12 protein-coding genes and 2 pseudogenes are annotated in these 15,362 nt (G+C 42.6%); 6 read left to right on the forward strand and 8 right to left on the reverse strand.

Annotated features, from left to right (window positions below; genetic code table 11):
* Positions 1–252 precede the first annotated feature (252 nt).
* The 3 genes and pseudogenes from FC30_RS01955 (at position 253) to lacD (ending at position 2,775) form a co-directional block, all read left to right on the forward strand.
* The gene (locus FC30_RS01955; RefSeq protein WP_010689815.1) at positions 253–972 is read left to right on the forward strand and encodes a GntR family transcriptional regulator; all 720 of its coding nucleotides are present in this window, start codon (positions 253–255) and stop codon (positions 970–972) included.
* Between the two features lie 5 nt (positions 973–977).
* Positions 978–1,669 (forward strand): annotated as a pseudogene (locus tag FC30_RS01960) (GntR family transcriptional regulator).
* Positions 1,670–1,791: 122 nt separating this feature from the next.
* Positions 1,792–2,775, forward strand: a pseudogene (gene lacD / locus FC30_RS01965) (tagatose-bisphosphate aldolase).
* A gap of 133 nt (positions 2,776–2,908) precedes the next feature.
* On the opposite strand, the gene adhE reads toward lacD, so the two are convergent.
* The 6 genes from adhE to FC30_RS01995 form a co-directional block, all read right to left on the reverse strand.
* Complete coding sequence (adhE, locus tag FC30_RS01970) at positions 2,909–5,599, reverse strand: bifunctional acetaldehyde-CoA/alcohol dehydrogenase (protein ID WP_056938458.1); 2,691 nt, start codon at positions 5,597–5,599, stop codon at positions 2,909–2,911.
* A 381-nt stretch (positions 5,600–5,980) separates the two neighbouring features.
* Positions 5,981–7,264, reverse strand: a complete 1,284-nt coding sequence (locus FC30_RS01975; RefSeq protein WP_010689826.1) for a hypothetical protein — start codon at positions 7,262–7,264, stop codon at positions 5,981–5,983.
* Between the two features lie 126 nt (positions 7,265–7,390).
* A complete protein-coding gene (locus tag FC30_RS01980) occupies positions 7,391–7,585 on the reverse strand; it encodes a heavy-metal-associated domain-containing protein (protein ID WP_004050031.1) in 195 nt (64 codons plus the stop codon).
* Between the two features lie 15 nt (positions 7,586–7,600).
* Positions 7,601–9,832: a heavy metal translocating P-type ATPase gene (locus FC30_RS01985; protein ID WP_010689828.1), complete on the reverse strand. Its 2,232-nt coding sequence runs from the start codon at positions 9,830–9,832 to the stop codon at positions 7,601–7,603.
* 73 nt (positions 9,833–9,905) lie between these two features.
* Positions 9,906–10,328 (reverse strand): hypothetical protein, encoded by a 423-nt coding sequence (locus FC30_RS01990; RefSeq protein ID WP_010689830.1) that lies wholly within the window; start codon positions 10,326–10,328, stop codon positions 9,906–9,908.
* Positions 10,329–10,350: 22 nt separating this feature from the next.
* Positions 10,351–11,163, reverse strand: coding sequence for a Cof-type HAD-IIB family hydrolase (locus FC30_RS01995; protein WP_225361428.1), 813 nt, complete (start codon positions 11,161–11,163; stop codon positions 10,351–10,353).
* Positions 11,164–11,319: 156 nt separating this feature from the next.
* Between FC30_RS01995 and FC30_RS02000 the strand changes: the two genes are divergently transcribed.
* The 3 genes from FC30_RS02000 (at position 11,320) to FC30_RS02010 (ending at position 12,769) form a co-directional block, all read left to right on the forward strand.
* Positions 11,320–11,772 carry a MarR family winged helix-turn-helix transcriptional regulator gene (locus FC30_RS02000; RefSeq protein WP_035448746.1) on the forward strand — a complete coding sequence of 151 codons (453 nt, stop codon included), beginning with the start codon at positions 11,320–11,322 and terminating at the stop codon, positions 11,770–11,772.
* A gap of 11 nt (positions 11,773–11,783) precedes the next feature.
* A complete protein-coding gene (locus FC30_RS02005) occupies positions 11,784–12,302 on the forward strand; it encodes a GNAT family N-acetyltransferase (RefSeq protein ID WP_010689837.1) in 519 nt (172 codons plus the stop codon).
* Between the two features lie 188 nt (positions 12,303–12,490).
* The gene (locus FC30_RS02010; protein WP_010689839.1) at positions 12,491–12,769 is read left to right on the forward strand and encodes a helix-turn-helix domain-containing protein; all 279 of its coding nucleotides are present in this window, start codon (positions 12,491–12,493) and stop codon (positions 12,767–12,769) included.
* Between the two features lie 42 nt (positions 12,770–12,811).
* On the opposite strand, the gene FC30_RS02015 is transcribed toward FC30_RS02010, so the two are convergent.
* Together FC30_RS02015 and FC30_RS09505 are read right to left on the reverse strand one after the other, a co-directional pair.
* Positions 12,812–13,612: a mucin-binding protein gene (locus tag FC30_RS02015; RefSeq protein ID WP_235804163.1), complete on the reverse strand. Its 801-nt coding sequence runs from the start codon at positions 13,610–13,612 to the stop codon at positions 12,812–12,814.
* A gap of 244 nt (positions 13,613–13,856) precedes the next feature.
* Positions 13,857–15,362: mucin-binding protein (locus tag FC30_RS09505; RefSeq protein WP_162255310.1), on the reverse strand; the 1,506-nt coding region annotated here is incomplete at its 5' end.

The following is a 15,362-nucleotide window of genomic DNA, read 5'->3' on the forward strand; positions in this document are numbered from 1 at the left end:
GTAATAATAAATAAATGCTACAAAAAAATGGTTCAGCTGAAAGTGGTATATACCTGTAATGGTTAGTCACACACTTTTGTATGCGTTATCATTTATAATTTAATTCTAGCTTATTTACACAATTAATTAAGCTTTTTTGCTATACTTTTTCAGTATTAATTTACATACCATTTAGTGTATAATTGGGGTGAAACGTTATCAGTTTGCGTTTTTTTTCAACGTACAATTTTTTCAAAGTAGGTGAGTTAAGCGATGACAAAACGCCCTAAATATGCTATTCTAGCAGACAAATTGATCAAAAACATCTTAGAGACTCAGCAACCAACGAATACCCGCTTCTTCACAGAAAAAGAATTAGCGCACAAATATTCCGTCAGTCGCTCCACCGTACGTGCTGCTTTAAGTGAATTAGAAGACCTAAAATTGATCGCCAAAGCTAAAAATGTCGGCTATTATGTGACTTATGAACCCGTTCAATATGATTACGCACATTTTTACAGTTTTAGCAAATTAGACATGCCCGCTGAGCAGGCACCCACGACTGAGATCTTGCTTTTTACCCAAACGATCCCTAATTACTATGTCGCCCAAATGCTCCATTTAGCTCAAGATGAACCAGTTTACCGCGTTGAGCGCCTACGCTTATTGGGGCATCAGCCAGTTTTGTTTGAAAAAACCTTTTTACCAGCTGAACGTTTTCCCGCTTTAAAACGCAATGAACTGGTCAAAAACTCGCTCTATGACCTCCTTGCCACTAAATATCAGCTGAAGATCAAGGATGGCGCAGAGGAATTTTTTGCTAGTCTCATCAACGAACGCGAAGCTGACTTACTCGATCTACGCGTGGGTTCACCCTGTCTTAAGATCCAACGGCTCGCCTATGATAGCTTCGACCGTCCCTTTGAATTTACGATCACGACCGCTCCTTCACGCTATTTTGCTTACAAAGTGCCCCTCACAAAGGATGTGTAATTATTATGAAGATCCCTAAGCACCAACTCGTCAAAAATAATCTCAAAAATGAAATTTCATCCGGTAAATTTGAAAGCGGTGACAAATTTTACAGTGAAGCTGAACTCACCAAACGCTTTCACGTCAGTTCGATCACCGTGATCCGCGCCTTAAAAGAACTCGTCGCTGAAGGCTTTTTAGTGCGTTACCAAGGTAAAGGGACCTTTATCTCACGCTCGCGCAAGCTAAAGACTGTTAAGTTCAGCGATCTAGAGGTCTTTACGCCCCCGATGATCGCGTGGAAGTCATCAGTATCACGCGGGACAACCATCCCACGATCTTGACCCAACTAGGTCTTACCTCAACTGACTTTTATTATGTGATCGAACGGGTACGCCGGGCTAAACAGATCCCATATATCTACCACTGCACTTATTTACCCGAACGCTTTGTGACCCATCCCCATGATCTTTCTTATTACAATTCGATCTATACCCAAATGAAAAATGAATTCAAGATCCATCTAAACACAGAACCTTTTGTCGAATACAACCAGATCATCTTACCGACCCCGAAAAAAATCGCTGCTCTGTTGGAGATCAGCGAAGAGACCCCGACCGTCAAACAAGAACGCACAACAACGCTATCGCTCAGCGGACAGATCATTGAATATATCTGTTCGTATAAACGGTGGGAGTATTACAAGATCAAACTTTAAAGTCCGACTCAATGACATTTTCAAACATTTATAAACACTATTATTTGACTAATCATTTTCTCCGTGGTAATTTAAACTTACAAGAACACAAACAAACATTTTAAAACAAATGATGCGAGATCATGATAGGAAAAATAACAGCTTTACAGCGACTCTCTAACTCTGATGGTATTATTGCAGCACTTGCGATCGATCAACGCGGTTCATTAAAAAAGATGTTGGCTAAAAAAGCTGACCATCCCGTAACCAGTTCTGATCTAAGCGAGTTCAAAAAAGTTATCTCCCAAAAAATGACAGCGTATTCATCGGCGATCTTACTCGATCCAGAATATGGTTTACCCGCTGCTTTAGCCCGTGACAGCAACTGCGGGCTTTTGCTAGCTTACGAAAAAACGGGCTATGATGTCAGCGAACCGGGACGCATGCCCGATCTTTTGCCCGATTGGTCGGCTAAACGCTTAAAAGAAGCTGGCGCTGATGCCGTTAAGTTCATGGTCTACTATGATGTCGATGAACCGATGGCGATCAACGAAAAGAAACAAGCCTTCATCGAACGGATCGGCAGTGAGTGCGTAGCTGAAGATATCCCGTTTTTCCTCTAATTGATGTCCTATGATGCTAATATCGAAGACACCAAGAGCAAAGAATACGCAGCCGTCAAACCGCATAAAGTCATCGAGATGATGCGCGAATTTGCTAAACCGCGTTATAACGTTGATGTCTTGAAAGTCGAAGTTCCAGTTAATATGGCTTATGTTGCTGGGTTTGCAAAAGATGAGGATGCAGTCTACACCAAGGAACAAGCAGCAGCTTACTTTGCTGAACAGACCAAAGCCGCAGCTGGCGTTCCATTTATCTTCTTAAGTGCGGGCGTGTCAGCACAGATGTTCCAAGATACTCTTTACTTTGCCCATGAAGCCGGTTCAAAATTCAACGGTGTCTTGTGTGGGCGTGCGACCTGGAAGGATAGCGTCGTCCCATTTGCTCAAGATGGTGCGGGCGCAGCGAGTCTCTGGTGTGAGACCCAAGGAAAAGCAAATATCGAAGCTTTAAATACAGTCCTAAAAGAAACCGCGACCCCACTTGCAAGTAAAAATTTGATCTAAAAATAAACTAAAATACAAAAAACTTAGGATCACATTTTGTAATTCTAAGTTTTTTTTGCATTTTATAGCCTTTTATCTACACCAAAAAGAGCGAGTCTCAGTCACCTGAAACTCGCTCTTGGGCTTTACTTAATTAAAATTGTTCCCACAATAATTCGCGGATCTCTTCTAAGAATGGTTGGCGTGGGTTAGCTGGTGTACATTGATCATTGTAGATCAAATCGACCATTTCATCCAAGGCCCCTTCAAATTGTTCCTTGGTAACACCATTAGCGGATAACTTAGGTTCAACATCGAGATCTTTGAACAACTGCGCGATCCGAGCACATAATGCTTCAACTAATTCGGCATCACTGTTGCCCTTGAGCCCTAAAGCACGAGCAATATCTGCGTAGTCTTTTTGAGCACGGTATACTTCATAGCGTGGATATGGTGAACGTTTTACCTTACCGGACACACCGTTAAAGCGGATAACTGGTTGCATAGCGATCGAGATACATAAGCCGTGTGGCAAACCGAATTCCCCACCTGTTTTATGGGCGATCGAGTGGTTGATCCCTAAGAAGGCATTAGCAAATGCCATCCCACCTAATGTAGCGGCGTAATGCATGTTTTCACGAGCTTTTTCACCAGCAGCCGTTGGGTTCTTTGGATCAAAGTTGTATGAATCAACTAAGTTTTCAAAGACTAACTTGATCGCTTCAAGCGCCCATGGACGGGTAAATTCAGATGACATTACAGAAACATATGCTTCTAAAGCATGCGATAAAGTATCTAGCCCAGAAAGAGCAACGGTGCGTTTTGGCACAGTCATAACAAATTCTGGATCCACGATCGCCACTTGTGGTGTCAATTCGTAATCAGCTAACGGATACTTCACGTGGGTCTTATCATCAGTGATAACCGCAAATGGTGTCACTTCTGAACCAGTACCTGATGTTGTTGGGATCGCAAATAATTTAGTTGCAGTCGCATGGTGGAATTTAACGATACGTTTGCGAATATCAACGAATTTTTGTTGCAATAATAAGAACAATTCGCTGACTTTATCGTAGTCATCCATGAAACCAGCTGGTTGATCTAAGGAATATTCGTAGATATAACGGGCGATCTTAGCTGCATCCAAGGATGAACCACCACCAAGAGCGATCACTGTATCTGGTTTAAATTCTGCCATTTGACGAGCGATCTCGATCGTTTGTCCTAATGTTGGATCAGGTTTTACCGTTCCGTAAAGGGCCGTCTTCACTGGTGTATCCCGCACGGCTAATTGATCGTAAACTTTATCAACGAAGCCAAATTGGACCATTCCTGGATCGGCTACGATGAAGGCACGCTTGATATCTTCTGTCTCATCTTGTAAGTATGAGATCGCATTGTTTTCGTAGTAGATCTTTTCTGGCAAGCGTACCCATTGTGGACGGTTACGACGTTTAGCAACTGTCTTAACATTCAAAAGATCACCTGTTGATAAGTTATGTGACAATGAATTTTTCCCCCATGATCCTGTTCCGAGTGTCAAACTTGGACGCAATGCATCCGTATAAATATCACCGATCCCACCGATCGAATCTGGTTGGTTGACCAAGATCCGAGCTGATTTGATCTTGTCACTAAATTCATTGATGAATGGGTCTGTTTGTGAACCGATCTGGATCGCAGCATTGTGACCTGCACCTTGATAATCTAACAAAGCGCCAACGATCTTAACACCATCGTTGCGGTCTTTAGCTTTATAAATGGACAAGAGTGGGGATAATTTTTCAGAGGATAACTTTTCACCGATGTTTTTGGCATCTAGTTCAAATAACATCACGTCTTTACCTTCTGGTAAAAAGACACCAGCTTGGTCTGCGATCCAGCGAGCACTCTTACCTGCAACCGGACCGTTTACTCCGTGGTTATCATTGAAGACGAACTCTTCGATCTTAGCATAGTCTTCTTTTGGTACTAAATATGCACCTTTTTCTTGCATCTTTTGTAACCAAGCGTCATAAACTGGAGCTTCAACAACGGCTGAGTTTTCTGTTGCACAGATCATCCCGTTATCAAAACGCTTAGACATCAAAAGATCTTCGACAGCACGGTCTAAGTTAGCAGTGTGATCAACAAAGACTGCCCCGTTACCAGCACCTACACCCATTGATGGGTTACCCGAGCGCAATGCTGCATTGACCATGCCTGGGCCACCAGTTGCCAAGATAGATGCGATCTTTGGATTTTGGATCAAACCAGTTGTGTTTTCAAGTGATGGTTTTTCGACCCATTGAATGATGTTTTTTGGTGCTCCAGCTGCTAATGCTGCCTCATAGATGATCTTAGCTGCGTGTGCGGAACAGTTTTGCGCTTGTGGGTGAAAAGCAAAGACGATCGCATTACGTGTCTTCAAAGCCATCAAAGCTTTGAACATCGTGGTCGAAGTTGGGTTGGTCGTTGGCACGATCCCGGCTAAGACGCCTAATGGAGCTGCGATCTTAACTTGGCCTTTGATCTTATCTTCCGAAATGACACCAACTGTCTTTTCGTTTTTGATCAAATTATAAATGTTTTCTGTCGCAAAACGATTCTTAGTATCTTTATCTTCAACTACCCCACGGCCAGTTTCATCGACTGCTTCGTGAGCTAAAGTCAAAGCTGCTTCAGAGCCAGCTAAAGCTGCAGCTGCTACGATCTTATCAACTTGTTCTTGCGTAAAGGTCGCATATTCTTGTTCTGCCTTTAACGCTTTTTCGACCAAGCCATCGGTATAAACACGAGCTGCTTGCATCTTTGCTTCTTTTTCTTCTGGAGTTAATACTTTTTTCTTTGGCTTTTCTTTGCTCATCTATCTGGAACCTCCCAAAATATTTAAACTAAAAGTGACTAGTAATTCACTCGATAAATTTTTTCGTGAATACTTTCACTAACTATATTAACCCTTATTGATACCGATTTCAATTTATTTTACTCTTTCTTAAACAAGAAACGCTCCATCCACAACAGCGCTTACTTTATGTAAAAAATTAACTTTTTGTTCGTACGGCCTCAAAAAACATCTTTTTAGTAGCCCCATCAAAACTACCATAATTTTTTTAGCAAATGTCTAATACTTTGTGCATTTTTTATCTTATTGATATTCTGCGTCATTTGTTCGCTAATGAAAACACGGGACTCCCCACAATGCAAAATACACATCATGGAAAGTCTCGTGTTATTCATCCGACGTTTAACCAGCTACGAATGCCGGTAGACCCTTGACTGCCCGATAGATAGCTTGTTCTACCTGGATCCCGGTCAAGTTCTTAGCCACCGCAAAGCCTTGAAATTGGTCTTTGATCTTGGCTAAAGCATAGCTCGTATTATGTTTATTTTGGTTTTGGACCATGATCACATAATCCGCTTCACTCAAGCGCCGTGCAAAATAATTTTCTGGGGCACGGCGATGATAGAATGCGTCGACCATCAGCATCTTACCATTATGTGCCTCAATGATTGCTTCGTATTTATCACGATATAGTTCGCGTCCGACCACGATCCCGACTGTTTTACCTGCTAGATCAAATTCAATCGTCGGTTGATATTGTGGCTTAGGGTCCTTCTCTTTTTTCGGCGCTGGCGTGGTAACTTTTTCTTGGCGTTCTGGATAGACCCAAGCTAGTGAGATATCCTCATTTTGTCGTTCACCACGCGGTTGGGCATACCAACGCAACCGCACGATACTACCTTCATGGATATTATAGGCTTGAGCTGGGATCTTATACTCAAATAATTCGCCATCGACGCGAAGCTTTTTCCCACTTACATTGCGTTTAACGATCAGTTCTTTATCAGTGTTGACCTCAACTACCCCGCGGTCAAAGGTCACCGTATTAGGATAATACGACTCAGCTGGTCGTCTGATCAATTTCGTGATCCGGGGTGAATCCGTATGGGCGTTGCTGACTAAGATCGCATCGCCATTTTTAGGATTGAATTGATTCCGGATCGTTTCTCTAAATCTCAGTTCTTTATTGTTTTTATTATAAGCTTTAAACCCGATCCGACGCGTTGAGACTTTATAGACCATTACCATATCAAATAGTCGTTCAAAGATCTTAGGGTCTTTTTGCACCCAATTATCTAACGCTTGACTGTCACCTTTTTCACTCAACAAAGCTTGCAAAGTTTGCGAAGTCCGATCTATTTTGGCTTTTTCTTTGCTCTCTTCGGTCGGTTCATCGACCACTGGTTCAACTTCTTGAACTGCTGGTTTAGACTCCGCTTCAACTTTCTCTACTAGTTTTGAGCTCGCTTCAAGTTCTTCTTCAGGCTGAGCCTGCGGACCTTCCTCTTCATCTTCTTTCGCTTCAGGTGTTACTGATGCTCGCTTTTCTTCGATCACTTCGGCTGAACTTCCCTTAGCTGCCATTTGTAAGATCAGCTGGATCGCTTTAGCACCTAGAGTTAGTTCCTGCTCACTATTCCCCATCACATCGAGCAATTGTTGTACTTCTTTGCGATAATCATGCATCTGCAGATTCCCCTTTCGTAATTTACTAAAATTTTCGCCCACACCTCTATTCTAAACTACTGCTCGTAAAAGATATATAAGAAAAAAATAAGATGTTGGCAAGAATACCAACACCTTAATAATTAGCTATTTGCTGACTGAGTATGGCGTTCCATCCAAGGTTTGATTCAAACCATCGATTGTTTCATCCCCGATGTATTCCGCCGTTTTCTTTTCCAAGTCGACCTTAACATTTTTCACGACACGACTTAAACTTTCACGCACTTTCTTAGCGCAACCTTCACATTTCATACCTTCAACTTTTACTGTATGTTTTTCCATTACTATCATCCTCACTTAGTTTAATTTTACACGGTTCAACCGCAAAGCATTCAAAACAACTGATACTGAACTAAAACTCATACACAAAGCAGCGATCATCGGATCAAGCAACGCCCCCCCAAAGAACGTCAAGACACCTAAAGCGACCGGGATCCCGAGACAGTTGTAGAAAAAGGCCCAGAAGAGATTTTCTTTGATGTTGACCAAAGTCTTATGACTCAATAATAGTGCTTGGGCTAATGAACTGAGATCTGAATTCATCAAAACGACATCAGCCGAATCGATCGCCACATCAGTTCCATTGCCGATCGCAACTCCGACATCGGCATTGGCCAAAGCCGGCGCATCATTGATCCCATCTCCGACCATTGCGACCTTTTGTCTTTTAGCTTGTAACTCTAAGACAGTCTCTGCTTTATCAGCCGGTAAGACATCACTGATAACTTCACTGATCTGGACTTGTTTGGCGATCGCCTGGGCGGTCTTTTCATTATCGCCCGTCAACATCACAGTCTTTACCCCTAACTTGTGCAGTTGCGCGATCGCACGGCGACTATCTTGTTTCAGTGGATCTTGCACGGCGATCACACCCAAGAGGTCTTTTTCAGTGCTCAAAAACATCACTGTTTTGCCAGCTTGCGTCAAGGATCGGGCCTGTTTTACCAATGGTGTCTCAGTTGGGAGCTTTTGTTCGACTAAAAGCTTATGGTTGCCCAGAAAATAGGTCAAGCCATCGATCTTAGCCGTCAAGCCCCGCCCAGGCAAAGTCTCAAAGTCACTGACGGGTAACGTTTCAGCGGTTGAGGCCTGCAAGATCGCATGGGCTAACGGGTGCTTAGTGTAAAACTCTAGACTAGCGGCTAACTGTAAGATCGTCGCCGGATCTAGCCCTGGTTTAGCTAAAACATCAGTCACCGTTGGCTTGCCTTGGGTGATCGTTCCCGTCTTATCCAAGACGACCGTTGTCACTTGTGATAGTTGTTCTAAGGCTGTCCCGTTTTTGAACAAGATCCCCGCTTTGGCTGCTTTACCGGTCCCGACCATGATCGCAGTCGGAGTCGCCAACCCTAAGGCACACGGACAAGCGATCACTAAGACCGAAACAAAGATCGTTAAACTAAAACCTAACGAATGCCCCGTCAAAAGCCACGCCAATGCACCTAAAGTTGCGATCACCATGATCACTGGTACAAAATAGCCCGCGATCTGATCAGCTAGCCGGGCGATCGGTGCTTTTGAACCTTGAGCTTTGGCGACCAAGGCTACGATCTGCGAAAGTGCCGTTTGACTTCCGACCCGCGTTGCACGACAGGTCAATTGACCAACTTGGCTGACCGTGCCGGCACTCACGAGATCACCAGTGCTTTTGGCGACTGGCAAGCTTTCACCCGTCAACATCGATTCATCGACAGTCGTCTCGCCAGCCAAAACGATACCATCAACGGGGATACTTTGCCCTGCCTGAACCAAAAAGGTATCCCCGACTTTAAGCTCTGCGACCGGCACTTCTTTAGTCTTTCCTTCGTCTACGACTAATAGAGCTTTTTTAGGTACCAATGTCAAAAGCGAAGTCAAAGCAAAGTTGGTCTTTTGCTTCGAAAGATCCTCAAAGTACTTACCTAACATGACAAGGGCAATGATCATCCCGGCTGCCTCGTAATAAAGATCATGGTGGTGCCCCGTTACCACAGCCAGATAAGTATTTACCAAACTGTATAAGAGTGCCGCACCACTTCCCATTAAGACTAACGAATCCATGTTAGGGTGCCGGGCAAATAATGCCTTAGCCCCTGTGATCAAGTAGCCTTTACCAAACCACAACACGGGTAAAACTAACGCCAGCTGGATCAGACTAGCACTTTTAGGACTATGCATCACATCTAAAAAGTGCGGGAAGGCTAGACCCATCATCGGTCCCATCGCAACTAAAAGCAACGCACCCACAAAGATCAAAGCGCCGATCGTTTGGTGCTTTTTATGCAACAAACGCGCTTTAGTCTGAGCTTGCTTAGCTTCAAATTCGGCTTGATCAAGGGTGTTGGATAAAGTCGCTGCATACCCCGCATTTTTGACCGCCTGCATGATCTTTTGCACACTGACCTGCGATCCATGCTCAACTTGCATGCTCTCGGTCGCCAAATTGACCGCAACCTCACTGACATCTGGCAGTTGCGCCACTGCTTTTTCGACCGTTTGCGCACAACTAGCACAAACCATCCCTTCGATCGCAAAATTATCTTTTTCCATCTGTCTCACCTCTAATCGTTTACAACTGTAGTTTATCATAAAACGAGCTTAGGGTGATACTAAAAAGCTCACTTTACCAGCCGTAATATAAAGTCACGACTACCGCCAAGATAGGGTAAGAGAAAAAGCCTAACAAAGCAAAACAGATCAAGCGAAATAAGTTCTTGCCCCATTCAGGCAAGCGGGTTAAAAATTTAGCGGTACATAAACGATACAAGATCAACAAAAACAGCGGTAAAACTAATACGACACCGCCAATGTTGACTACCAGCGTAAATAAAGTAAAGGCTTGACTAGCAGCCGTTCCTGAAGCTAACAACCATAGAGCTGACCCCGTATAAACGAGTAAAAACAAGATCTGCAAAGTAGCTGACACTTGGCTGGCTTCACGGGCAAAACGCGTCCCTTTTCCTAGATATTTCATCACGAGCCAATATAAGATGGCGATCACAAAAACATACCATCTGTGGAGCAAAAATTCACCAACAATTCCCATCTCACTGCTTCCCTTCTAATTCTTAAAGTACATATTTTTCTAGTGCCACACCGACACCATCATGATTATTATCCGCTGTGACTGCACTGGCAAGGTCTTTGATCTGGTCATTAGCATTGCCCATCGCGACCCCAAATCCAGCCAGTTCAAACATTGTCAGATCATTGTTTTCATCCCCTAAAACCATGATCTGATCTTTAGTTAGGCCTAAATGCTGACCTAATTCGAGCACGGCTGCGCCTTTGTGGGCTTTAGGATGCATGATCTCAAAGAACCACGGCGCACTAAGGACGGTATACTTATCTGCGATCACTGCTGGATCTAAGTCCTTGGTCTTAGCGGCGATCACTTCTGGTTCATCGACCCACATATATTTAGCCACTGCCGAATGTGTAGCTATTTCTTCTGGCTCACAGTAATAAAGTGGCATTTTCGTATAGAACGCATCGAGTACGGTATACGGACTGATATTTTTAAAGGTCGTGATGACTTCAGAATTTGGCATGACGATCTGGCCTCTGATCTGGATTTCATGACTGACTTGATCCAAGCGAGTCACTTGTTCGGGAGATAGAAGATTTTCAAAGATCGCTTCACCTGTCCCTGTGACCTGTGCTTTAGCCCCATTAAAGGTGATCGCATAGTCGTCTTCTCCCACCAAGTCTAATTCTTCCAAATAATCTTTGACCCCAGACAATGGTCGTCCCGTACATAAGACCACATAAACGCCTTGCTTGCGCGCTTGTTTGATCGCTACTTTGGTTTTTTCACCGATCTGCTTGTGATCATCGACCAACGTACCATCAATATCGATCGCTACCATTTTTATATCCAAAATGCTCACCTACCATGCGACATCAACGCGTCACATGCCCTTCATTCTAATTGTTCAAGAGCTATTATACCATTTTAACGATTTCATTTCCGTTCTAAAAAATAGTTGCATTTACAACAAACATCAAATATACTATACCAAAAGGAAGTGCTCAAAATGACAGAGATCTTACGTGAGATCGGCACGATCGCCCGGGCTTTAGATTCAATCAGTAATGTCGAATTCAAAGACCTAGAACTCTCCAAGGGCCAATATCTCTACTTGGTCAGGATCTACGAACAGCCCGGGATCATCTTAGAAGAGTTGGCTAATTGCCTCAAAGTCGACAAGACCACGGCTTCCCGGGCGATCAAAAAACTAGTAGCCAACGGTTTGATCGAACGCCGAACTCAACTTGATAATAAAAAAAATAAGCCCCTTTTTGTAACTAAAAAAGGGGCTCAGATCTACCCAACTCTTCGGGCCGAACATAACTACTCAGAACAGACGGCCCTAAAGCATTTGACCGCAAAACAACAAGTGCAGTTGCAACAATTATTACAACAAGTACGCAGTAATATCGAAAAAGATTGGGAGATCGTCAAAAAAGGCCAAAAACGAACTTATTAGGAGTAAATATGATGACTAAAACATTAAAACGCATCACTATAGCTGAAGTTGAAACACTACAAAAAATAAGCATTGAAACTTTTAGCGATACTTTTAAAGACCAAAATAGTGCTCAAGACCTCGCCGATTACTTAAAAACAGCCTATGACCTCAATAAATTGACCGCCGAGCTCAATGATCCTAACTCACAATTTTACTTTGTTTACTTAGATGACCAACTTGCCGGCTATTTAAAAGTCAACTTAAACGAGTCTCAAAGTGAACAAGTTGCCCCTAATGCCCTTGAGATCGAACGCATCTACATCAGATCAGCCTTCAAACGCCATGGTTTGGGACGCTTTTTATTCCAAGAAGCCCTCAAGCTCGCTCAAGCAAAAAATTGCAGCAGTATCTGGCTCGGGGTGTGGGAGAAAAACTATCCCGCCCTTGCTTTCTACGAAAAAATGGGCTTTATTCAACACGGATCGCACTCATTTTTCATGGGAACTGACGAACAGACTGATCTCATTATGATCAAAAAAAGTTGGTAGTTATTGAAACCTACCAACTTTTTTTGGATTTTAAAACCTTTTCTATAAATATAGTACTGTTATTTTGGTTTCGAACCATAAATTTAGTGACTATAAACCGTATTAATATATTATCACTATCTTTATTATCCATGTATACACTTTCCATGCAGTAAAGGGGTAGTTTTTCATGGATAATAACTTGCATATTGGCTGAATACAGTGACCTTTCGACCAACTTTATCTCCAAATTAGAACGTGGTCAAAAGACAAATATCAATCTTTTGAAATTATATGCGATCTGTCAAGCACTAGGGATCTCGATCTCGGAATTACTTCAGGAAGAAAATAATGTCTCACTTGAAACCTTAACACCTAGTACTTTACGACTCATTCACGAATTAACAGCTATGGATCCAATACCAAGCGAACGTATAAGCCAACATATTCTATTAGTACTAGACGACTTTAAAATGGTATACAAATAAGCAGCCCCAATAGCGCTCATGTCGTTAGGAGCTGCTTATTTATTAGTCGGCTAGATATTTAACAAAAATATCACAACTTGGATCACTCGGTAAGATCGCTTCAGCCTTGATCGCACGATGATAACCTTTAATATATGGTAAAAAAGTCTCAGCTGCTTGCGTAGGATCAGTTCGATCATTGCAATATTTTTTCGTACCTAAAATATTGCCATCATTATCGATCGCAATGATCTTACCTAATTTTTGATAGACGATCTGTTGTTCTTTAGCTTTCAAGCTAGCTGGTCCTAAGCCCGCTGTTTGCGCTACATAGCCCATGATCAAAGGACTTTTGACCGCTACATAGTTGGATTCTTCCGGAATGCTTGAACCACTCCAGGAACGACTCGTTTTAGCATCCCGATACTTAAGTGTCTTCCAGGTGATCGTCTGTTTAGCGGCCCGGCAAAGCTGCTGGCCAGTTTTCGTCACAAAGCGCGTCGTCAGTGTTGTCTTGTCCAACGACTCGGTGACTTGGGCTAGCTCATATTTGGCAATCGTTGCTTTTTTATCATCTCTTAATAAGGTGGTGATCTCTTTTAAAGTATAGTACTCATCGTTTTTCGAAAAGATCGTTGGGATCACGATCACATGACCGTGCGGGATACTTTGGCAAGGCATTTCTCCCAGCACATTGCCCCGATCATCACGCAATTCGAGACTTTCTTTTTCCAAAGGTCCATTGCGATATGGATCGATCACCTTAAATCTACGCTTTGTTCGATGATACATATACCCGACTAGCACCTTGACTTGTTCAAATTCTTGAACTTCATCAGCGACCAGTACCCCACTTGTTACCAATTTTTTTGTCTTGTACGAATACATTGCGACTGGTGTTTTTAGATCACGCGGATCAACAAATTCAAATGTTGTTTGTGCAGTGGTCGCTACTTTTTGGTATTTGACGGCAATACCGTCAGAAAAATTTCTAAAAATTCTAATTCAACCCCTAAAACTAAGAAAGACCACCATAAATGACTAGATCATCTAAGGTGGTCCCTCCTATGGCTAACTAAAAATACTTCTATCCATTGATCATTTCTTTTTAGTTATCAGTCTTTCTTCTCTCTTTGCCAAAATAAAACAAGGAAAAGGCTGCTGTTACTAGACCTAATAAGCTAAATGCTAAAGCTTCAGTATCACTTTCACCCATTTGTGGAAGTGTTGCTTCATTCTTTTCATTAGTTGTGACATCAGTCGTATCATTTACAACTTCTTGCTCAGCTACCTCAGTATTTTCACCGGTCTTTTCAGTTTTAGCACTGTCTTCTGTAGCAGTCCGCTTAACTGTGATGACCAATACTGGGTTTTCTTCTGGTGTAAATGTCACATTTTCAGGTAGGCTATCCGGATCGAGCAATTCCCAACCATCAGGGAGAACTGGGACTAATTTCACCGTTTCATCCGTATGGCCAGTGATCACTTGGGTCCCGATCTGGTTACCATTTTCATCTTGATAGGTAATAACTTGCTGGCTTGGTCGTGCAACATAGCTGACTTCGATCACTTGGTCAGCATCAGTTGGACGAACGCTTTTGGCAGCAATTGTCGTTTGTTTTCTTCCAGCTACCATTGAAGTATAACCTAAATATTGTGGCACGTCATCTTGTGAAAAGGCTTTTGTTGCAATTTCATCCCAATCTGGGTAAGAAATCTTACCAGTTACAAGATCTTTAGAACCGTCACGAGTGAAGACAACGGTTTGGACCTTAGTTGTCTTAGTTCCATCTGGTGCATTCACAATGATCGTCCGTTTTACTTCTTTTTGGCTATCCGCATTACTTGGATCGGCTTTGACCACTTTAGATCCGTGTTTCAAATGAACTTCGAAATGTTGATCTTCATCTTCAGCATTGTAACTTGGTTTACCCGCTTTGGCAAAGCCATCTGAGACTAATTCGTAGCCCTTATCCAAGTAACCTTGGACTTTAGCTTTGCTGTCATGTTTGATTGGTTCATCCGTCTTACCGGTGACATGAACAACTTCCAACTTCTTACCTGTCGTATCGTCGATATAGTGCACATGTGCTTTTTGATCATTGGCAGTATAGCCAACAGTCACAATTGTATCCTTTGTATCACCAGTGATATGTTCTAGACGATCGACACTAGTCTTATCATGGGTATAACCTTTATCTGAAGCTTTAGGCTCAATTGCAAAGCCTTCAAAGAAGTCGACTGTATCTGGGATCCATTCGCCAAATGTGTCCTGACCCGTTGCCATGTCACGTGTTACTTGGCGCGTGAAGTGGAGAGCTTCGGTACGAGTATCATCTGTGGCATGTGGATGTTTGACTATAACAGTTCTCGTGACTGTATGATCAACCTTATCTTGCTTGTGTGCATCATTTTTATATTCATCTGTCACATCTTGATGCTTATGTTTTACCTTTACGATGATCGGTTCGTTGTCTTTGGCTTTAAAGGTAACTTTACCTGGTAGATCTTGGTCCGCTACCTCTTCATAGTTAGCTGGTACTTCATAATTTACATCGACTGTTTGATCAGTTTTACCAGATACAGATTGGCTCTTGACTTCTTTGTTATTGTT

Origin of the sequence: Ligilactobacillus animalis KCTC 3501 = DSM 20602 (assembly GCF_001434535.1) — a bacterium.
In the GTDB taxonomy this organism is placed as follows: domain Bacteria; phylum Bacillota; class Bacilli; order Lactobacillales; family Lactobacillaceae; genus Ligilactobacillus; species Ligilactobacillus animalis.